12 protein-coding genes (1 of these 12 cut by a window edge) are annotated in these 21,258 nt (G+C 61.5%); 1 reads left to right on the top strand and 11 read right to left on the bottom strand.

What is annotated here, in order from left to right; all coding sequences use genetic code 11:
* From ACP7EG_RS19890 to xsc, 11 genes are all read right to left on the bottom strand, one after another.
* On the bottom strand, nucleotides 1-7,345 hold the 5' portion of the coding sequence (locus tag ACP7EG_RS19890; protein ID WP_426088997.1) for a YDG domain-containing protein. Its footprint begins 2,438 nt before the window's first position; only the first 7,345 of its 9,783 coding nucleotides appear in the window; the start codon lies at nucleotides 7,343-7,345; its stop codon lies beyond the left edge, outside the window.
* Between the two features lie 33 nt (nucleotides 7,346-7,378).
* A complete protein-coding gene (locus ACP7EG_RS19885) occupies nucleotides 7,379-9,037 on the bottom strand; it encodes a ShlB/FhaC/HecB family hemolysin secretion/activation protein (protein WP_426088996.1) in 1,659 nt (552 codons plus the stop codon).
* Between the two features lie 668 nt (nucleotides 9,038-9,705).
* A complete protein-coding gene (locus ACP7EG_RS19880) occupies nucleotides 9,706-10,320 on the bottom strand; it encodes a c-type cytochrome (protein ID WP_426088995.1) in 615 nt (204 codons plus the stop codon).
* Nucleotides 10,321-10,330: 10 nt separating this feature from the next.
* The gene (locus ACP7EG_RS19875; RefSeq protein WP_426088994.1) at nucleotides 10,331-11,551 is read right to left on the bottom strand and encodes a molybdopterin-dependent oxidoreductase; all 1,221 of its coding nucleotides are present in this window, start codon (nucleotides 11,549-11,551) and stop codon (nucleotides 10,331-10,333) included.
* Nucleotides 11,544-12,977 carry an amino acid permease gene (locus ACP7EG_RS19870; protein WP_426088993.1) on the bottom strand — a complete coding sequence of 478 codons (1,434 nt, stop codon included), beginning with the start codon at nucleotides 12,975-12,977 and terminating at the stop codon, nucleotides 11,544-11,546. The genes ACP7EG_RS19875 and ACP7EG_RS19870 overlap by 8 nt, the downstream gene beginning before the upstream one ends.
* 278 nt (nucleotides 12,978-13,255) lie before the next feature.
* Nucleotides 13,256-14,050 carry an ABC transporter permease subunit gene (locus ACP7EG_RS19865; RefSeq protein ID WP_243136601.1) on the bottom strand — a complete coding sequence of 265 codons (795 nt, stop codon included), beginning with the start codon at nucleotides 14,048-14,050 and terminating at the stop codon, nucleotides 13,256-13,258.
* A 79-nt stretch (nucleotides 14,051-14,129) separates the two neighbouring features.
* On the bottom strand, nucleotides 14,130-14,945 hold the full coding sequence (locus ACP7EG_RS19860; protein WP_096234679.1) for a taurine ABC transporter ATP-binding protein: 816 nt from the start codon (nucleotides 14,943-14,945) through the stop codon (nucleotides 14,130-14,132).
* Between the two features lie 80 nt (nucleotides 14,946-15,025).
* Complete coding sequence (gene tauA / locus ACP7EG_RS19855) at nucleotides 15,026-16,087, bottom strand: taurine ABC transporter substrate-binding protein (RefSeq protein ID WP_426088992.1); 1,062 nt, start codon at nucleotides 16,085-16,087, stop codon at nucleotides 15,026-15,028.
* 115 nt (nucleotides 16,088-16,202) lie between these two features.
* Nucleotides 16,203-17,642, bottom strand: a complete 1,440-nt coding sequence (locus ACP7EG_RS19850; RefSeq protein WP_426088991.1) for an NAD(P)/FAD-dependent oxidoreductase — start codon at nucleotides 17,640-17,642, stop codon at nucleotides 16,203-16,205.
* Nucleotides 17,643-17,667: 25 nt separating this feature from the next.
* Complete coding sequence (locus ACP7EG_RS19845) at nucleotides 17,668-18,096, bottom strand: nuclear transport factor 2 family protein (RefSeq protein ID WP_426088990.1); 429 nt, start codon at nucleotides 18,094-18,096, stop codon at nucleotides 17,668-17,670.
* Between the two features lie 296 nt (nucleotides 18,097-18,392).
* Entirely contained in the window at nucleotides 18,393-20,222 is a 1,830-nt protein-coding gene (xsc, locus tag ACP7EG_RS19840; RefSeq protein WP_426088989.1) for a sulfoacetaldehyde acetyltransferase, read from the bottom strand.
* Between the two features lie 195 nt (nucleotides 20,223-20,417).
* Between xsc and ACP7EG_RS19835 the strand changes: the two genes are divergently transcribed.
* Nucleotides 20,418-21,257 (top strand): IclR family transcriptional regulator, encoded by an 840-nt coding sequence (locus ACP7EG_RS19835; RefSeq protein WP_373629721.1) that lies wholly within the window; start codon nucleotides 20,418-20,420, stop codon nucleotides 21,255-21,257.
* Nucleotide 21,258: the final 1 nt, after the last annotated feature.

The raw sequence follows: 21,258 nt of genomic DNA, 5'->3' as shown, positions 1-21,258 counted from the left end.
CCAGGCCGCTCAAGGCGCCGCCCGACAGCGCAGCCTGCTGCGTGCCGTCATAGTCCCGGCTCGCCGCCGTCACTCCCGTCACCGTCAACGCTTTCGGCGTGATATCGGCCCGCACTCCGCTGGCATTGCTAAAGGCGTAATTACTGGCCAGGCCAGTGCCGTCCGTGACCGTCGCGCCCGTGACATTGACCACTTTGTTGCTGCCTGCGTTCTTGTCACTGAAAGCGCCTGTCTGGTTCGCCAGATTCAAGTTCAGCGTTTCCATGCCGACCAGGCCGCTCAAGGCGCCGCCCGACAGCGCAGCCTGCTGCGTGCCGTCATAGTCCCTGCTCGCCGCCGTCACTCCCGTCACCGTCAACGCTTTTTGCGCAATAGTGGCCGTCACGCCGGTGGCGTTGCTGACCGAATAATTGCTGGCCAGCCCAGTGCCATCGACCAGGGTCGCGCCCGTCACCGCAACGGCCTTGCCCGTGCCCGCGTTCTGGTCACTGAAACTGCCCACCTGCCCCGTCAATCCCAATGTTTCACCGCCCACCAGGCCATCCAGAGTACCGCCCGACAGGCTGGCCTTGGTATTGCCGTCGTAGGTCTTGTCGCTGGCCAGCACGCCGCTTACCGTCAAGGCTTTTTGCATGATGCCGGCCTTCACGGTGGTCGGATTGCTGACCGTGTAATTGCTGGCCAGCCCTGTGCCGTCGGCCAGGCTGCTGCCGCTGACGACGATGGTTTTGTTGCTGCCTGCGTTCTTGTCGCTGAACACGCCCGTTGCGCCGGACAACAGCAGCGTTTCACCGCTGACCAGACCCGACAGGCTTCCGCCAGACAAGGTCGCGTCGAGCAGGCCGTCATAGACTTTGTTGCTGGCCGTCATACCCGTCACCGTCAGCGCCTTGGGCGTGATGTTTGCGCTCAGTCCGGTTGGGTTGCTGATCGTATAGTTGCTGGCGAGGCCGCCATTGCCGCCATTGACCAGGGTCGAGCCGCTGGCGATGACGGTTTTGCCGGCGCCGGCATTCTTGTCGGAAAAACTTGCTGAAAGTCCCGTCACGCCCAGCGTTTCCGAACCGACCAGGCCGCTGATCGAACCGCCCGACAAGGTCGCCTTGGTGTTGCCGTCGTAGACTTTATTGACCGCCGACATGCCGGTGATCGTCAGCGCCTTCGGCGTGATATCGCCGCTGCCGCTGCCGGTGCTGAGCGTCAGGTTGTAATTGCCCGCATCCGTGCCGGCCAGGAAGATGCCGCTCACGGCGACTGTCTTGCCGCTGCCGACGTTCTTGTCGGCAAACGCGGCCGTCGTCGCGCTGAACGACAGGCTGTCGCCGCTAAACATGCCATTGAACGTGGCGCCGCCTGCATTGATGGTGGCCTTGGTGTTCGCGTCATACACCTTGCTGTTTGCCGTGATGTTCGTCACGCTGCTGATGCTTGCCTTGCTGATATCGGCCGTCAGGGCGCCCGGATTGCTGACCGTATAGTTGCTGGCCAGCCCAGTGCCATCGACCAGCGTGGCGCCGCTCACGGTCACGCTCTTGCCCGTGCCCACGTTCTTGTCGACGAACACGCCGCTCAAACCGGACAGGCCCAGGGTTTCCCCGCCGACCAGGCCGCTCAAGGCGCCGCCCGACAGGGTTGCATCGAGCGTGCCGTCATACACGCGGTTGCTCGCGCTCACGCCGCTGACGGTCAACGCCTTTTGCGCAATAGTGGCCGTCACGCCAGTGGCGTTGCTGACCGAATAATTACTGGCCAGTCCAGTGCCGTCGACCAGGGTCGCGCCCGTCACCGCGACGGCCTTGCCCGTGCCCGCGTTCTGGTCACTGAAACTGCCCACCTGCCCCGTCAATCCCAATGTTTCACCGCCCACCAGGCCATCCAAGGTACCGCCCGACAGGCTGGCCTTGGTATTGCCGTCGTAGGTCTTGTCGCTGGCCAGCACGCCGCTTACCGTCAAGGCTTTTTGCGTGATGCCGGCCTTCACGGTGGTCGGATTGCTGACCGTGTAATTGCTGGCCAGCCCCGTGCCGTCGGCCAGGCTGCTGCCGCTGACGACGATGGTTTTGTTGCTGCCTGCGTTCTTGTCGCTGAACACGCCCGTTGCGCCGGACAGCAGCAGCGTTTCACCGCTGACCAGACCCGACAGGCTTCCGCCAGACAAGGTCGCGTCGAGCAGGCCGTCATAGACTTTGTTGCTGGCCGTCATACCCGTCACCGTCAGCGCCTTGGGCGTAATGTTTGCGCTCAGTCCGCTTGGGTTGCTGATCGTATAGTTGCTGGCGAGGCCGCCATTGCCGCCATTGACCAGGGTCGAGCCGCTGGCGATGACGGTTTTGCCGGCGCCGGCATTCTTGTCGGAAAAACTTGCTGAAAGTCCCGTCACGCCCAGCGTTTCCGAACCGACCAGGCCGCTGATCGAACCGCCCGACAAGGTCGCCTTGGTGTTGCCGTCGTAGACCTTGTTGAGGGCCGACATGCCGGTAATCGTCAGGGCCTTCGGCGTGATATTGCCGGTGCCGCTGCCGGTGGTGCCGTCCAGGCTGTAGTTATTCGCATCGGCACCGCCCAGGGCGATACCGCTGACAGCCACCGTCTTGCCGTTGCCGGCATTCTTGTCAGCAAACGTGGCGCTTGTCGCGCTCAGCGACAGGCTGTCGCCGCCCATCATGCCGTTGAACGTGGCGCCGGTCGCGCTGATGGTGGCCTTTGTATTGGCGTCATAGACCTTGCTGTCGGCCACGATGTTGGAAACGCTGCTGATGAGGGCCTTGCTGATGGTGGCCGTCACGCCGGTCGGATTGCTGACCGTGTAGTTGCCAACCACGCCGCCATTGGCGCCATTGGCCAGGGTCGCGCCGCTGATGGTGACCGCTTTGCCCGTGTCGGCGTTCTTGTCGGCAAAGATACCGCTCATGCCCGTGACGTCGAAGGTTTCCGAACCGACCAGGCCGCCCAGCACCACCGCACCACCCAGGGTCGCATTGACGCCGCCGTTATACACCCGGTCGCTGGCGGACACGCCGGTAATCGTCAGCGCTTTGGGCGTGATATCGCCCGTCACGTCCGTCGGGGCGCTCAGCGAATAATTGCTGGCCAGACCAGTGCCCTCGACCAGCGTCGTACCAGTGACCGTCACAGCCTTGCCGGTGCCAGCGTTCTTGTCGGCAAACGCGCCTGTCAGGCCGGAAACGCTCATGGTTTCGCCGCCCACCAGGCCATCCAGGGTGCCGCCCGTCAGGCTGGCCTTGGTATTGCCGTCGTAGACCTTGGCGCTGGCCGCCACGCCGCTGAGCGTCAGCGCCTTTGGTGTGATATTACCGGTGATGCCAGTCAATGGCGCCAGGATGTAGTTGGCGCTGGCGCTGCCGCCCAGCGTGGCGGTGGCATTGATGGCGACGTTGCTGCCGGCATTCTTGCTGGCGTAGCTGCCGCCCAGCCCGGTAATGCTGAGATTGGCCAGGTCCGCACCGATGGCATTGGTCAAGCTGCCGCCGGATAATACTGCGTTGGTATTGCCGTCATAGACCTTGTCTGCCGTAACGCCGCCTATGCTGATCTGGCGCGCCGTAATCGACAGGCTGCCATCGACATAAGTGATCGCGTACCCACCCTGGCCGACCGCATACAAGCCGCTGGCGCTGAGGCCGTACGTGCCGACATTGACCGCGCCACCGTTCGTCGAAAAGGTCAGCGTGCCTTGCATGATGCCACTATCGACAGCGCGGGAATAACTGACGCTAACACCTGAAGCGGTGGTGGAAGTGCCATCATAGACTTTGCTGCCACTGTTGACCGTGACGACCAGCTGTTTCATGAAAGAGCGCAACATGGGCGCACTCTGTCCATCATAGACGGTCCACATATTGCTCAACTCCCAGGCGGGATTGAGCAAACCGTTGACAGCGGTGGCGCTGTTGTAGTTGGCCAGCGTCTTGAGCTGCGCCGTCGTCAGGCCGATACCACCGGCACTGGTCGCCTGGCCGCTGGTCATCGTGTCCCAGTAGCTGCCGGTGACGCTGCCGCTGTTGACACCAACCAGACCGCCGCCAAGCGCGCCGGTGCTGACCGCGCCGTTGGCATAGCTGGTGCGGATGGTGCCAGCATTGGTGCCTGCCAGACCGCCCATGGTGTTGTTGCCGCCGACGCTGCCGCTGGCGTAGCTGTCAATGATGGTGCCGACATTGTTACCGACCAGGCCGCCGCCACTGCTGTCGCCGATCACGCCAACGGTGGCATAGCTGCCGCTAATGGTGCCAAGGTTGGTGCCTGCCAGTGCGCCGACATTGAGCGAGCCGATCACCGAACCGGCAGTCAGCGCCAGGTTGGCGACGGCACCGGTGGTGCCGATGACGCCGAACAGGCCGACATCGCTGACGCCGGACTTGGCGATATTGATGCCGGCAATGGTGCGGCCCATGCCGCTCAGCTTGCCGGTGAACGGCGCTGCTGCGGTACCGACAGGAACAAAGCCGGTATTGCCCCAGACATTGCCGCTGGCGGTACCCGCAGCGTTGAGATCGTTGCCCAAGATATAGTTACCGGCAAGATTCATTGCCATCAGCTGCAGCTGGTGCGCCGAGTACAGCGTGGTAGCATATTCAGCGCTCAGCATCGGCAAGGTGCCGTTAACGCCATTGACCGCACCGTCGGCGCCGACCGCGACCCAATTGTTGCCGGTCAGGCCAGGCGTCGCGGTAAAGTTGAACGACGTGAAGCTGGCCGGGTTCATCATTTGCGTAGCGGTCAACCCGGTGGTGCCGGACAGCCCGGTACCACCCGACGAGGAGAAGCCGATACCGGCCACGCCCGCATTGGCGGTGGTATTGAAATACGCATTCGTCACGCTGCCGCCGGTGTTGTCACCAACAATGCCGCCCTTGCGGTTGGAACCTGACGTCAATTCGGTCAAGGTGCCATTCGAATACACATTGTTGACGCTACCGAAGTTGACGCCGACAATGCCGCCGACCGAGGTCCAGCCCGTAACATTGCCCAGCGCATAGCTGTTGCTGATGACGGAGGTGCTGTTGGCGCTACCAACCAGGCCGCCGAACGCGGTGCCGGTGACGCTGGTCTTGATGACGTTGCCGCTGGCGTAGCTGTTGCTGATGGTGGCCTTGTTGTTGATGCCGACCAGGCCGCCGACTGAGCCGTTGGCCATCACCGTGCCGGTGGCATAACTGTTGGTGATCGACGCGCCGGAGGTGTTGTCGGCCACCAGGCCGCCGACACCGCTGACGCCAGTCACGGCGCCGGTCGCAAAACTATTGCTGATGTTGCCCAGGTTGCTGCGCACCAGGCCACCGGCAGCGCCGCCGCCATTGACGACCGAGCTGCTGGAACTGTTCCTGATGATGCCGAGGCCGCGGTTGATCTGCACCAGGCCGCCGGCGCCATAGCCATACCCCTGCATGTAGACCACCGAACCGGCGCTACGGCTGTTGTTGATGGTGCCATAGTTGTCGCCGACCAGGCCGCCCGCGCGCACCGCGCCCTTGCTCGTCACGATGCCCTGCACGCTGATATTGTCGACCAGACCCTTGTTGCGGCCAACCGCCAGGCCCACGCCATGGCGGCCGTAACTATTGTCGAAGATGACGACCGAGGCATTCGCTAAAGAAACGTTACGCACCACGCCGGCAGTCCCGACTTCGCCGAACAGGCCACCCTGTTGATTCAGGCGGTCGATATGCAAGCCGCCAATCTCATGCCCCAGGCCATCGAACTTGCCGGTAAATGCGGTAGTGCCATTGCCGACGGGCGTAAAGCCCTGGTTGCCGTCCCAGGTCGCGGTGGCGGTCGCATCGATATTGCTGCCCAGCGCATAATTGCGCGACAGATTGCCGCGCATGCCCTGCAAATCGGTGCCGGTCAGGCTGTTGAACGCGCCGAGGCTGTTGATGACGGTGTAATTGATGGCGGTGCCGTTATTGCCCAGCTTGGTGCTGAAAGTATCGCCGCTCGGCAGGTCGATGGTCGAGCGGACATTGTAGACACTGGCGTTGCCGGTTGCGACGTTGGCCTGGCCGTATTCCAGCGCCAGGCTGGCCGTGCCGGTACCGCGCATGGCGGCATTGACATTGATATTGTTTTGCGCCGTCAGGGTCAGCTTGTTGGCCGACCAGGCAATCGCTTCGTTGACATTGACGTCGCCGGCCGTGCCGCCGCTGCCGCTGGTGCTCTGGATCTGCACCGAGCCCTTGCTCAGGCTGCTCATCAGGTCGGTGCCGGTCATGTTGCCGCCAGAGGCCGCGATGGTGAAGTCGACCGGGTCGATTAGCCAGGTGCCAGACAGGCCATTGGCGGCCTTGGTGGTCACATTGATGCCCTTGGCAATGTTTACATGCGCGGCCGAGGTATCGATGAAGCCGCCGCGGCTGCCAAGCTCGCCTGTTGGCGCGCTGGCGTCCAGCGTGCCACCCGCGTTGACCGTGCCGCTCTGCATGTCGCCCAGCAACTTGATCGTGCCGCCGCGCGTGTCGATCGTCTGCGCCTCGATCACGCCCGTGTTGTTGACCACGGTTTTCAGCAAGTCGCCGGCCGCCTGCGCCGTCAGGACGACGCTGCCGCCATCGGCGCGGATCATGCCGCCATTGTTGACCAAGGCGCCCACGGCGCCCGCGTTGACAGCAACATTGAGCAAGCCGTCGCCCGCCACGTCCAGCGTGATCGCCCTGCCTGCCGCCAGGGCCACCGAACCCAGGCGTGCCGTGATCGTGCCCTCGTTCGACACGTTGGCGCCCAGCAAGGCCACATAGCCGCCCGGCGCGCTGATCGAACCCTGGTTCAGTACCTTGCCGGTACCGTTGCCGCTAAATTGGTACTTGCCCGACATGAAGTCGGCGTTATTGATATCCAGCGTGGAGGCCACCAGGCCCGCCGTGTTCACGGACGCGCCCTGGCCGAACAGCACGCCGTTCGGGTTGACGATAAACACCTTGCCGTTGGCCGACAAGTTGCCGAGGATGGTCGTGCCATCGCTGCCCAGCACGCGGTTCAAGGCCACCGCATTGCTGTTCGGCTGCACGAATTGCACGGACTCGCCCTTGTTGATATTGAAGTTGGCCCAGTTGATCACCGCGTTCTGGCTGCCCTGATTGATCACCGTGGCGCCCGGCGCGCCATTGATCGTTGCCTGGCCCGCCACCACCGTGCCGCCCGTGGGCCCCGCCAGGGCCAGCGAGCCATAACCGAGCATCAGCGCGGCTGCCATGCTGGTCAAGGCGAAATGTGCCCCGCCCCCGCTGCATCCTGGCATCGAGCGCTTGCCGGCGGATTTGACGTTTTCGGAAACGGCGGCGTAAGCGCCGGTGGCCTGGTTCCAGATGGAGCGGTAGATGCGGTTCATGGCGGTGTCCTGAGTGTTTTAACTTGTACTAATTTAGAAATACTTGACGGCTTGCAGCCAGAAGCGGCCTGCCGCATCCGGTGCCGAGGTCGCCTTGGCATTGCCCAGCTTGTGTGCGTAATACGCTTTCAGGACGAGCGCATTGGCACCCGTCCACGTCACGCCCACGCCGGCGCCGCTCAGGGTGCGGCGGTTTTCGCCGGCGCTCCAGGCGTCGCGATTGAGCTTGACGCTGCCCGTGTCGGCAAAGGCCAGCACCTGCAGCTGGCCGGGCAAGGCCGTGAAGGCAGTGAGGTTCTGGCGCAGTTCCAGATTCAGCACGTAACCCTGGTCGCCATACGCCTCGCCGCCCGGGTAGGCGCGCACGCCGCCCACGCCGCCGATGCCCATCTTTTCCGACACATCGAGATTTTTCGACGCCGCCTGACCGCTGAGGGTGCCGAACAAACTCGTCTCGCCGCCCAGGCTTTGCACGCGCGCCGCGTTGAAAGCGAGCTTGTTGAAATGGCCGTTGCTCTTCACCGTCAACTGATCGATCCGGCGTGCCAGCGGCGTCTCGATCTCGATCTTGCCCGTGGTGTAAGTGATGGAATAGGTGCTCACGCCACCGCCGCCCCAGCCATCCTTGGCGTCGCCGTTCAGGTTCAGCATCCACACCCTGGCCGTCTTGTCGTTGACGCTACCAGTCGATTCCGTGCGGTCCTGGAAGGTCTTGTCGTCGTAGCTGACCTGCGCATACAGGTTGCTGCTGCGCGAGCGGATCAGCGGATAACTGCCATACGCGCTGGCGATCTTCGCCGTGCCCTTGGCGTCGAGCACGGCAAATTCCTTGCCCAGCTTGTAATCCATATACGTGTAGGCGCCGCCCAGGCGCAGCAACCCCGCCTGGCCCTGATACGCCAGGCGGCCGTAGTTCAAGCCGTCGGCCGAGGTAAACGCGCGCACGCTGGCCACGTCGCCGATGCCGGCCAGTTCATTGATGTTCAAGGTGGCGCCGATGCGGTTGCGGCCCGTGTAGCGGTTGCCCTGGTTATCGACGTCGATGCTGCCGTTGAAGCGCGATCCCGGCTGCACGTCGACGATGAGGTCGGACGCGCCCAGGGACGCGCCCGGCGCCAGGGTCGAGCTGACCTGCACGCCCGGCAAGTCCGACAGCAGCAACAAGCGCCGCTCCAGCGGCGGCGTGGAAATCACTTGCCCGTCGAGACCTGCCAATATCGTGCCGGCCAGGCCGTCCGACAAATTGCTCTGGTTGCGCAGCTGCACTTGCCCATACTGGCCCGGCAGCACGCTGATTTGCACCACGCCATCCTGGATGTCTTGCGCGGGCAGATACGCCTGCGCGAGGAAATAGCCACGCTGCTGGTAATAGCTGGCAATCTTACTGGCCATGACGCGCAGCTCGCCCAGGGTCAGCTCGCTGCCCGGCACGAAACCCGTGCTGGCGACCAGTTCGCTTTCAGGAAACACGGGCGGCGCCGTCACCTGCAGGCGCTGCACGGTGATGCGCGTGGTATCGCCCACCGTGGTGGCCGGCACATTGCCCTGCTGCACGCGGATGGCCGGCGGCGCTTTCGGCAACTGGGGCGCGACGGGAATCTGCTGCAGCTGGCTGCCTGCGCTGGGGGGATCGACAGCCCAGGCGGACTGGATCAGAACCAGCAGGGTCAGGGGAAGTAATTTGGTGTTCAAGGTCATCCTTTCTGGCGGCGCGCCCGCGCCAGACACGCCGCTTCCGGCTGCACCAGCGAGGGGATACAAAAGCTGAAACGGGAGTATTTTTTTGACATCAATGTTAAATTTGATGGCAACTGAAAAATCAAGTTCCGCTCAGCAACATTGATCCATTCTAGTCCCTTGCCAGACGAGAAAATGCCTATCTGATGGCCTCATTCACAGATTGATACGAGCTCAATGGCGATCGCCCTGAAATCCCCAAAACCTCATAAAAATGCGTATTTCAACTGAAAATTTGTTGTCTCATCGCAACAATATTAAAATATTGTTACTATCCTCACACTATTTCTCGCATGCACCACGTCTGGGAAATGGGCAAGACATTAGCATTACCGCAACACAAAACAATGTTATTTTTTCCATGCGCTGATACGACTTCCATGACACACTTTATTTTTGCGCCTTGGTATGTCACATACTTGCGAAAATAAATTTTCAATATGTGAATATTGATATATATCAATTATTTCTGACGATGCGGAACGGGGATGGCGGCTGGTTAAATTTCCGCGAGGAACACCGGCGTGGTGGGCATGCAACACCTCAGCCAGGGGTTGAGGTGTTGCATGCCTGTGGAGAGAAAGAAGAGCGGAAGTGCGCTACTGCACTGGTCTGGCCAGGCGCTACCTGGACAGCACGTATTTCGCCAGGGTCGCCGCATCGGCTACACTGAGCTGGCTGAATGGCGGCATGGGCACGGGTCCCCATTTGCCGGCGCCACCACTGCGGATGTTCGCCGCCACGGCAGCGACGCCATCCTTGCCCTTGTATCTGGCCGCCACCTCGGTAAAACCCGGGCCGACCACTTTCTGGTCAAGGGCGTGGCATGCCATGCAGCCATTCGCCGCCAGCAAGGTTTTGGCATCCTTGCCGCTGGCGGCCGGGACAGACGCTGCGACTGGCCTGGCCAAGGCTGCGGCAGGTGCGGCGGCGCCCCGCTCCGCTCCATAGGTTTTCACCAGGTAGTCGACCATGGCGGGCATGTCCTCATCGGCAAACTGGGCGCCGAACGGCTTTTTCATCTTCTTGACGGTGGCTTCCCAGTAGGCGCGCGGCGAGGCAGGCGGCTGGCTCGATGCATACTGGGCCGCGTGGCACGTCATGCAGTTGCGCTGCACCAGCTGGTAGCCGGGCAATTCGCTGGGTTTGTAAGTCGCCGTTTCCGGTGGCAAATGGATTTCCAGCGCGCATGCGCTGCCCGCCGCCGACAGTGCCAGCACGGCAAATAAGATCTTCATATGGTTCTCCTTACACTGCCTGGATGCGCGTGGTTTCCACCACGTTGCGCATATAACCCATGGGATTCCACAGGGCTTTCATCGGTTGGCTCTGGCCGATGCGGTTGACGGCGCGCACCATCAGCACATGCTTGCCCTTGCGCGGCGCCTTCAGGACCATGCTCCACTCCCGGAAAGAGAAGCGCCCCAGGTCCTTGCCCAGCTTTGCTTCCTGCCAGCTGTGGCCACCATCGGCTGAAATCGCCACTTCGCTGATGCCCTGGCCGCCATCAAAAGCGATGCCGCGCAAAGCCAGGTCGCGCCCGGCCTTCACTTGCGCGCCATCTTGCACGCTGGTAATAAAGGAGCGCACGTTGAGGCGGCTGATGGGGGCCGTCTTGCCCACCGGTGTACCCGGCTCAATGAAACCGGAACCGTTGTCGGGGATGCGGTAGCCCGTGCTCATCCAGAAGCCGTCGAAGGGTTTGTCCAGCACGGTGATGTCGCTCAGGTGCTTGACCCAGTAAGTGCCGTAGTAGCCAGGCACGATCAGGCGCAGCGGATAGCCGTTGAGGAAAGGAATGTCTTCGCCATTCATGGCCCAGGCCAGCAGTACGTCGCCGGCCATGATGTGCTCGACGGACAAGGCTTTCTGAAAGTCGGGGCCATCGCCCACGGGTGGCGTTTCCAGGCCATTGAAGGCCACCTGCACGGCGCCGGCGGCGATACCGGCCTTTTCCAGCACGGTTTTCAGGGGGATGCCGGTCCAGCGGGCATTGCCCATGGCGCCATTGCCCAGCTGCCCGCCATTCGCGCGCGGGGCGAAGAAGCCGCGGCTGTTACCCGAGCATTGCGTCACGGCCACCACATCGACGGGCTCGGCCAGTTTTTTCAGCTCGGCCAGCGACAGCTCCAGCGGCGTTTTCACCAGGCCGGCGATGCGCAAGCGGTAGCTGTCGCCATCGATGCTGGTAGGCAAGCCGCTCCAGTGATAGCGCACGAAAAACGCATCGTTGGGAGTAATCGCGCCTTCATTGAAGACGCTGAACGGCGTTTCCAGCTGGGGCGGACGGCTGGTCAGCAAGATCAGCGGGCGCTTTTGCGGGAAGGCCACCAGTTCGCGCTCGCCATTTTCAAACGGCAAAGTGACGGACTCCGCCAAGGCTGGGCCGGCCACGACGGCGGCGCCCAGGGTGGCCGTGGTGCGCAGAAAGCGGCGCCGGCTTGCAGGCAACAAGGTCGTGTCAGACATGTTTGAGCTCCACTTTGGTGTCGGCGGAGGCACCGCCGTTGCGGTCATCGTTGACCAGTTTCTTGATGTAGTACATGACGCTCATGATGACCACGCTCAACAGGCCGAACCAGAACGACACGCGCTGCTCCGTATCGGACGACACGCTCATGGCGCCCAGGATCACCAGCATGGCGATGATGGTGAAATACGTCAGGTAGGGGAACAGCCACATGCGCACTTTGATGCGTTCGGGACATTCGCGTTCCAGGCGGCGGCGCAGGCGCAATTGAGATATCGCAATGAGCAGGTAGACAAACAGGATCAGGATGCCGTAGGAATTGACGATGAAGGGAAAGACCAGGTCGGCCGACACATACGATACGGCAATGGCGAAGTAGGCGAACAGGGTGCTGAACAGGATGGCACGAATGGGCACGCCGTTCTTGCTCAGCTTGACCAGACCGGTCGGCGCATCGCCGCGGCGCGTCAGCGCGAAAATCATGCGCGAAGACGCATACAGGCTGGAATTGAGGGCCGACAGCACGGCCGTCAGGATGATGGCGTTCATGATGTGGGCCGCGTATGGGATGTTCATCACTTTCAGGGCGCTGACAAAGGGAGTGGCGATGGCCGGCGAATCCCAGGGCACGATGCAGACGACGACAAACATGGATCCCACATAAAACATCAGCACGCGTGTGATGACGGAATTGGTGGCGCGGGCGATGGCCTTGGCCGGGTCCGACGTTTCGGCGGCGGCGATGGTGACGATCTCGGCGCCCGAATAAAAGGCCGTGGCGGCGACGGCGCCACTGAGCACGGGACCCCAGCCGTGCGGCATGAAGCCGCCATTGCTGGTCAAAAAGCCCAGGCTTGGGATGCTGTTGGGCAAGCTGCCCGTGATGAACAAGGCGCCCACAAACAGGAAGACGACGATGGCGACCACCTTGATTGAGGCGAACCAGAATTCGAACTCACCGAACGCTTTCACCGAGAACAGGTTGAGCACCGTCATGGAAACGAGCAAGACCAGGCTGATAGCCCACGATGGCACCTCGGGCAGCCAGAAGTTGACCAGCTTGGCGCCGGCGATGGCTTCCAGGGCGACGACGACGACCCAGAAATACCAGTACATCCAGCCGCTCATGAAGCCGAGGAATTTCGATACTTTCGGCTTGTCGTCGAAGGCCAGGCGCGCATATTCGTAAAAGGAGCCGACCACGGGCAGGGACGAGGCCAGCTCGCCCAGCATGCGCATGATCAGGACGACCAGGCCGCCCGTGAGCAGGAAGGAAAGGATGGCGGCCGGGCCGGCGGCCTTGGCGATGACGCCGCTGCCGACAAAGAGGCCGGCGCCGATCACGCCGCCGATGGCGATCATGCTCATGTGGCGTTGCTTCAGCGAGTGTTGCAAGCCGGTATTATTGTGGTTGTCGCTAATCATGTGTGTCTCCTAGTAATATCTGAAGCTCGGTGCGCCCTCGCCTGCTGCGACTTGTTCCTGCCGCGCGGCTTTGTTTTATTTGAGCAACACCGTCAAGCAGCATCGATACATCATCAAATCAGTCTGGTTGGCTGCATGCCATAAGTCAATCTGGAAATGCAGCGGCCCGGCGCGGCAGCCGTAGGGCAAGCGCGCTGGAGAATACGTACGGGGTATGGCGGTTGAAAAGAGGGAGCGGCGGCAACACTTGTGGCATGCGCGCCACTCCCGGGAACGTCTTACACCTTGCCCTTCCATGGCACGAGGGTACGTTCGAGGTAGCGCATCATCAAATCAAACAGGAAAGCAAAGAAACCGATCACGATAATGCCCATGATCACCACATCGCTGGCGAGGAACTCGGAGGCGCTCAGCACCATGTAGCCGAGGCCGCGCGTGGCCGCCACCATCTCGCCCGCCACCAGCGTGGTCCAGCCCACGCCGATGCCGATGCGCATGCCGGTGAGAATTTCCGGGATGGCGGCACGCAGAATCACATGCACGATGACCTGGAAGCGCGTGGCACCCATCGAATAGGCCGCGTGGATCTGCTCCAGCGACACCGAACTGACGCCGGCGCGGGCAGCGATCGCCATCGGCGCGAAGATGGCCAGGAAGATTAGGTAAACCTTCGAGAATTCGCCGATGCCGAACCAGATGATAACCAGTGGCAAGTAAGCGAGCGGCGGCAGCGGACGGTAGAACTCGATCAAGGGATCGAAGATGCCGCGTGCCACGCGATTGACGCCCATCATCACGCCAATGGGAATGGCCAGCACGCAAGCCAGGCCGAAGGCGCCGAAGACGCGCACCAGGCTGGCGACCGTGTGTTCCCACAAAGTGGCGCCGCCGAAACCGGTCGTGGCCGCCATGATGAATTTCTCGTACACGGCTTGCGGCGACGGCAGGAACAGCGGTTTCACCATGCCGCTGGCCGTCACGCCAAACCACAGCAACAGCACGACGATGACGGTGACGCTGGCGATGCGGCTGGAATTGCCCTGCCCCGGCGCGCCGAACGCTTCGCCGGGCATGGCGCAGCGGGGAGCGAACAGGCGTCCAAAGAAACCGGCGCGCTTGGCGCGGGCGGGAGGAAATCCCACGACGGATGGGCTATGCATGGGACACCTCCAGCTCTTTGTTGACCGCGCGCTCGTCGCCATAAATGATGTTGAGCACGGTTTCGCGCATCTTGATGAAGTCCGGGCTCGATTTCACGGCACGCGCATCGCGGCATTCGAGGAAGCGCTTGTTGAAATCGAGTTCATACGTGTGCGTGATGCGGCCCGGACGGGGCGACATGACGATCAGCCGGTTCGCTAGGAACAGCGCCTCGTCGACGCTGTGGGTAATGAAGAAGAACATGGTGCTGGACTTGGCCCAGATATCGAGCAGCAATTCCTGGATGGTTTCACGGGTCAGCGCGTCGAGCGCCGCCATCGGTTCATCCATCAGCAGCATGGCGGGATTGCTGGTCAGGGCACGGGCGATGCCCACCCTTTGCTGCATGCCGCCCGACAATTGATAAATCATATTGTCGTGAAAGTCCTTCAAGCCCACCAGCGCCAGGTTCTTCGCCGCCTGTTCGCGCCGCACGGCTTTCGCCACGCCTTGCAGCTTCAGGCCGAATTCCACGTTTTCCATCACGTTCAGCCACGGCAGCAAGGCATGTTTCTGGAATACGACACCACGGTCGGCGCCCGGCCCTTCCACTTTATTCTCACCAAGCATGATTTCGCCCTTGGACGGGGCAATAAAGCCCGCCATCAGGCTCAGCAAGGTTGTCTTGCCGCAACCGGAAGCACCGAGCGCGACGACGAAGTCGCCGCTATTGATGGTCAGGTTGATGTTATTTAAGGCATGTACGCGTTCACCGGCCGTCTTGCCCGGATAAATCACGCTGACATCCTTGACGTACAGATTTTCCATGATGTCCCCGCATATGTAGTACTTCAGTTCAACGCATTCTGTTCATTCAGCGCGCCCGCAGGCGCGCCATCGCACAACGTTTACTTCAGCAGGCCGGCGGCCTGTGCATATTTGGGTGTCACATACTTGGCGTAATCGCTTGCCAGGGTGTCGATCTTGCCTTCCGTCTTCAAAAACTGTGCCGTGGCCAGCAAGGCTTGCGCCACGCCACCCTTCGCGCCGCCACCGAGCCAGGCAGGCGAGGCCTGCTCCTGCAACGATGGGTAGGCGTACAGGGCCACGGAAGCGGCCACGTCCTTGGCAGCCGCGCCGGAATGCTTGACATTGGCTTTGACTTGCGGCGAATCGACGGTCCACGCCTTCGGATTGGCGCGGTAGTCGGCATCAAAAGCGGCCATCACCTTGACGAACTTGGCCATGAAGTCGGCGTTCGCTTCGCCCCAGGCGCGCTCGACGGCCATGCCGTCAAACGTGGCCTTGCCCTTCTTGCTCAGTTCGCCGGAGGTCACCAGCACTTTGCCGTTTTGCTTGAGCTTGCTCAAGGCCGGGTCCCACACGAAGGCCGCATCGATGTCGCCCCGTTCCCAGGCGGCGGCGATCTGGTTCGGCTGCATGTTGAGCAATTTCACTTCCGTGGGCTTGATGCCCCAGGTTTCCAGCGCGAACATGGTATGGAAGTGTGTGGTGGAAACAAACGGCACGGCGATCTTCTTGCCGCGCAAGTCCGTGGGCTTGCTGATGCCGGCGCCATTGCGGGCCACCATCGCTTCGGCTTCGTTGATGTCGTCGATGATCCAGAACAGCTGCAGATCGACGCCGCGGCTGACGGCCGCCGTCAGGGGGCTGGAACCGATGACGCCGATCTGCACGTCGCCCGACGCCATACCGGTGGCCACCTTGGCGCCCGAATCGAACTTGCGCCAGTTGATTTTATAGCCGGTGGTTTTTTCCACTTCGCCGCTGGCAATCGCCACCAGGAAGGGACCGTTGATTTCCTGGTAGGCAATCGTCACTTCCTTGCCTTGCGCAAAGACCGTACCGCTGGAGGCAAGGGCCACGCCCAGCACCAGGGTGCCGAGGACGGCGCGGCGCATCGTTGAAAAAACCGTTTTGCTCGGGGTTTTGCTCGTATTTGTGTTCATGTCTCACTCCAAGTTTATTGTTATGTGTGAACGTGCGGGCATTCTCATCCCTTGCGGGAGGCGCCGCTGGTTGCTCTTTGTCAACCATCCGGCGGCTTAGTACGGCTACTGCTATTTAAAACACTTCATCCTTCAAGTGATACCAGCGATACAGAAAGCGCTGGCCCAGGCGGCGGAATGGGGCGAAGGCTTGCGACTCGACCAGTTCCATCATGTTGGGATACGGCAGTTTCGAATTGAAGATCGGCAAGCCCGTGTCGCTGGCCTTGCCCGCGATGCGCTCGGCCATGCGCCGCCCTGCCTGCGCCGAGTACATGACGCCGTTGCCGCCGTAACCGAGCGAATAGAAGATCGATTGCTTCGGGTCTGGTTGCACGATGCGCGGCATCATGTCGTGGCTGACGTCGACCCAGCCCCACCACGAGTAATCGATGGGAATACCGGTCAGCGCAGGGAACTTGCGGTGCAAATCGTTGATCAAAAACTGTTTGTATTTGTCGTCCGGCGCGTCGGCGCCTGTGATGGCGCTGCGGCTGCCGATCTGCACGCGGTTGTCCGGCATCAAGCGGTAGTAGTGGCGCAAAATACGCGTATCCGTGATCACCTGGTGGGTGCGGAAGTTGCACGCCTCGATTTCCGCCGGGGTCAACGGACGCGTGACGAGCGAATTCGACAAAATCGGCAACAAGCGGTTTTTTACTTGCGGATGCAGATGGGGCGAGGTGTAGCCGCCCGTGGCCACGGCCACGGCACGGGCACGCACCACGCCGCCCGGCGTTTGCAGATAATGCACGCCGTTGCGCGTTTCCCAGCCCATCACTGGGCTGGACGGATGCACCTTGGCGCCCAGCGCGCGCGCCTTGCGCAGGTAGCCGAAAGCCAGCTTGCCCGCGTGGATGCCGATGCCTTCCGGCTCGTGCAGCGCGCCGGCCGCTTCCTTGTCGTCAACGAATTCGCGCTTGACGGTGTCGGCGTCGAGGATGCGGGCGTCGTACTTGAAGACATCGCGCATGAGCTTTGCTTCCTTGACCAGGGCGGGCATGGCTTTCGCCTTGTGGGCGATGTACAGGTGGCCGCCCGGCTGCGGCTCGCAATCGATGTCGGCCGTGATCTTCTTGAACGTTTGCATCGCGTCGCACACTTCCGTGTGCAGTTTCAGGGCCGTGTCCAGCCCATAGCGGTCGATCCACTGCGAACGCTTCAGGCGGCCCGTCGTGCATTGTGCCTGGCCGCCGTTGCGCGTGCTGCAACCCCAGCTGACCCGGTTCGCTTCCAGCACGGTGGCCTTGATGCCGTGTTCCTGGGCCAGAAAGATGGCGCAGGAGAGACCGGTAAAACCCGAGCCGATGATGGCCACGTCGACGTCGATGTCATGCGTGATGGGGCCGTCGTCGGCGGGCGGCTCGCCGGCCGTGCCGATCCAGTAGGTGGGCGCGTAGGCATTGCCGTGGCCGGGACGCTGGGCCACCAGCGGATCGAAGGCGGGATCGTAAGGCGTGCGGGCTGCGGTGCCGTTGCCCAGTACGTCAGATGGAGTGTCGACAGGTTTGTTCATGATCATTCCCGGTGAACGTGCTGGCTCAGGCTTTGTTGCCGGTAGCGACCGGTGGGCGATCCTTGCGGAAGGCATTCTTCACGGCGATCTTGCCATCGCGGAAAGTGAAGATGTCGACCATGCGCGCCTCGATGCGCGTGCCATCCGCCTTGGTGCCGGCAAACGTCGATTCAGTCACGCCGCGCTCGCCGCTGACGAAGTGCTGGGGATTGAGCCAGGCCGCGTCGGGGAAAGTTTGCCAGGCCAGCTCGAAGCCGGCGCGCACGGCGTCGCGGCCAATGAAACTCTTGCCCAGCAAGTCAGGACCGGCTACGGCGTGAAATTCGCAATCGTCGGCCATGGCGGCCATCAGGGCCTCGATATCGTGGCGGTTCCAGGCATCGCCGAACGCTTGCAGGAAATCCGTAGTAACAGCGGTAGTGACGGCGTCGGTGTGCGGTACAGGGTGGTTCATGGTGGTCTCCGTAAATCGTTTTTGATACGCTACGTTCCGTTTTTTGTCTTTTATTGAATTTAAGCCTTAAGCATGGCCTTGTCAAATCAAATAATCCAAAAAACGGGACGCCTTGTATTCTTTAATGAAACTGTGATGTTTTGGTGACAATCTGTGAGAATTTGGTCACAGCGCTTTGTCGGATTACGCCGGGCCGAGGCCCGGCTAATCCGACCTACGCCAGCACCACGCGTAGGTTGGGTAGGTTGGGTAGGTTGGATTAGCCCAGAGGGCGTAATCCAACAACACCCGCTACATCAGACGTAGTCTTTATATTTATCCAGATGCCGCACAGGTTTACTCAGCGCATCGCGGCGGAACGGGTCGCCCAGCTCGCGCGTGCACATGATTTCGATGATGGTCGTCTTGCCTTCATTCATCTGCATGTCGATGGCCTTCTTCAAGGCCGGCCCCACGTCTTCCAGCTTGTCGACCGTGATGCCTTCGGCGCCCATGGCGCGCGCAATCTCGGCAAAGCTCTGGTTGTCGAGCTCACCGGCGACGAAGCGGCGGTTGTAGAAATCCACCTGGTTTTTCTTTTCCGCGCCCCACTGGCGGTTGTGGAACACCACGGCTGTCACGGGAATGTTGTGGCGCACGCAGGTCATGGTTTCCATCAGGCTCATGCCCCAGGCGCCGTCACCCGCATACGACACGGCCGGACGGTGCGGTGCGGCCACTTTCGCGCCGATGATGGTCGGAAATGCATAGCCGCAGTTGCCGAAGCTCATCGCCGCAAAGAAGCTGCGCGGTTTTTCAAAGCGCAGATAGCTGTTGGCCACCGAGTTGATGTTGCCGATGTCGGTCGACACCATCACGTCTTCCGGCATGGCTTTTTCCAGCTCGCGCAAGACCTGGCGAGGGTGCAAGTAATTGCCCGGCTCTTTCTTTTGCTCTTCGATCATGTCCAGGCTGTACGCATCTTTTTCGTGCGTCCAGTTGTCCAGTTCGTTTTCCCACGCGGCTTTTTCTGCTTGCACCGTGGCAAAGCGCGCGTCGCGCGTGGCGTCGCAATCGAGCGTCTTGCCATCCAGGCGTGCAAGAATCGCCTTCGCCGCCGCCTTGGCGTCGCCGCAGATGCCCACCGAAATCTTTTTCACCAGACCCAGCATCTTGTTGTCCGCGTCGATCTGGATGATCTTGGCATTCTTTGGCCAGTAATCCATGCCGTGCTGCGGCAAGGTGCCGAACGGTCCCAACCGCGAACCGAGGGCGACGACGACGTCGGCCTGGGCGATCAGTTTCATGGCCGCTTTCGAGCCTTGATAACCCAATGGGCCGCACCACAGCGGGTGGCTGGCGGGGAAGGAATCGTTGTGCAGGTAGCTGTTGACGACTGGCGCGCCGAGGCGTTCGGCCAGCGCCTTGCATTCCTCGATCGCTTCGCCCATGACCACGCCGCCGCCCGAGATGATGACGGGGAACTTGGCTTTGGCCAGCAGTTCCGCCGCCTCATTGAGGCTGTGTTCGCCGCCGGCGCCACGGTCCAGGCGGTTCGGTTTGGGGATTTCGGCCTTGATTTCGCCATAGAAATAGTCGCGCGGGATGTTCAGTTGCGTCGGGCCCATTTCCGACATGGCGCGGTCGAAGCAGCGGCCCGTAAATTCCGCCATGCGGGCCGGATTGGTCACATGACCTTGATATTTCGTAAATTCCTCGAACATGGGCAACTGGTTCGCTTCCTGGAAGCCGCCCAGGCCCATGCTCATCGTGCCCGTTTCCGGCGTAATGATGACGACGGGGGTGTGCGCCCAGTAGGCGGCGGCGATGGCGGTGACGCAATTGCTGATGCCGGGGCCGTTCTGGCCGATGACCACGCCGTGGCGGCCCGAGACGCGGGCATAGCCGTCGGCCATGTGGCCGGCGCCCTGCTCGTGCACGACGGGAATCAAACGGATGCCGGCGGGCGCAAAAATGTCCATCGGATCCATGAAGGCCGAGCCCATGATGCCGAACATGTCGGTCACGCCATTGGCGGCCAGGGTTTCCACGAACGCTTCGGACGGCGTCATCTTTTGCGGGCCGGTGGGGATATCAATATGTACTTTCAGTGCGGCGGCTGCTTTTTGGTCTGTCAGGTCGTTCATGGGTGTCTCCTGGTCTGTCATTGAATGATGTGGCACTTATTTACTAAAAAACGGTATATTTTGTTCCGAAAATTGATATACAATTCAATTTAAGCGCTGAGGATTCAAAAGTCAAACAGATTTTCAAGGAAACGGTACAATTTGAGTTCGAAAATGAAATAACACGACAGACACCACACCGAGGCCACCATGGACATGATTTCATCCCCAAAACTTGAGCCGGAAAAACTGGAAGGCGACACGCCCACGATGCGTTTGTTTGCCTTGCTGGAAGTGATTGCCGAGAAAGACCAGTTGCTGTCGCTGCAAGCGCTGGTGGAAGAAACGGGGCTACCAAAACCCACCCTGCACCGCATGCTGCAACAGCTGGAAAGCGTGGGCGTGCTGCAGCGCGAAAGCGATGGCCGCCACTACAGCACGGGCGTGCGCTTGCGCCGCCTGGCGTCGAACCTCTTGATTAACAACACGTTCCATGGCGCCCGCCGCATGGTCTTGCGCCAGCTGGTCGAGGAAGTAGGCGAAAGCTGCAACCTGACGGCCTTCAGCGGCAGCGAAGTGGTGTACCTGGACCGGGTAGAAACGGCGGCGCCGCTGCGCTTCTATCTGCACCCAGGTTCGAGGGTGCCGGCCCACTGCTCGTCGAGCGGCAAGCTGTTCCTGGCGCAAATGACGCCCGTGCAACGGCGCCGCCTGCTGGGCCACATGGAATTGACGCGCTTTACGGACAAGACGGAAACGGACCCCGTCAAGCTGGAACGCGAACTGGAACTGGTGCGCCGCAACGGCTACGCGCTGGACGACGAGGAATTCCTGCCCGGCCTGCTGTGCGTGGCCGTGCTGGTGCCGAACCCGAACGGCCGCTCGAACCTGGCCGTGGCGATCCAGGCGCCCATCATCCGTTTGACGCACGACAAGGCTTTACATTTCTTGCCAGCATTACAACGCGCCGCGCAAGCCCTGGCCGCCATCGAATCGGAAACCATGCCGACGACGGGCGGGGACGACGACGCCGCATTACAAACCGGTCATTCATAAC

The sequence above is a fragment of the Janthinobacterium sp. PSPC1-1 genome (genome assembly GCF_049897625.1).
GTDB lineage: Bacteria > Pseudomonadota > Gammaproteobacteria > Burkholderiales > Burkholderiaceae_D > Janthinobacterium > Janthinobacterium tructae.
The sequence above is the reverse complement of the archived record's forward strand: the minus strand, read 5'-3'. Positions and strand labels throughout refer to the sequence as shown.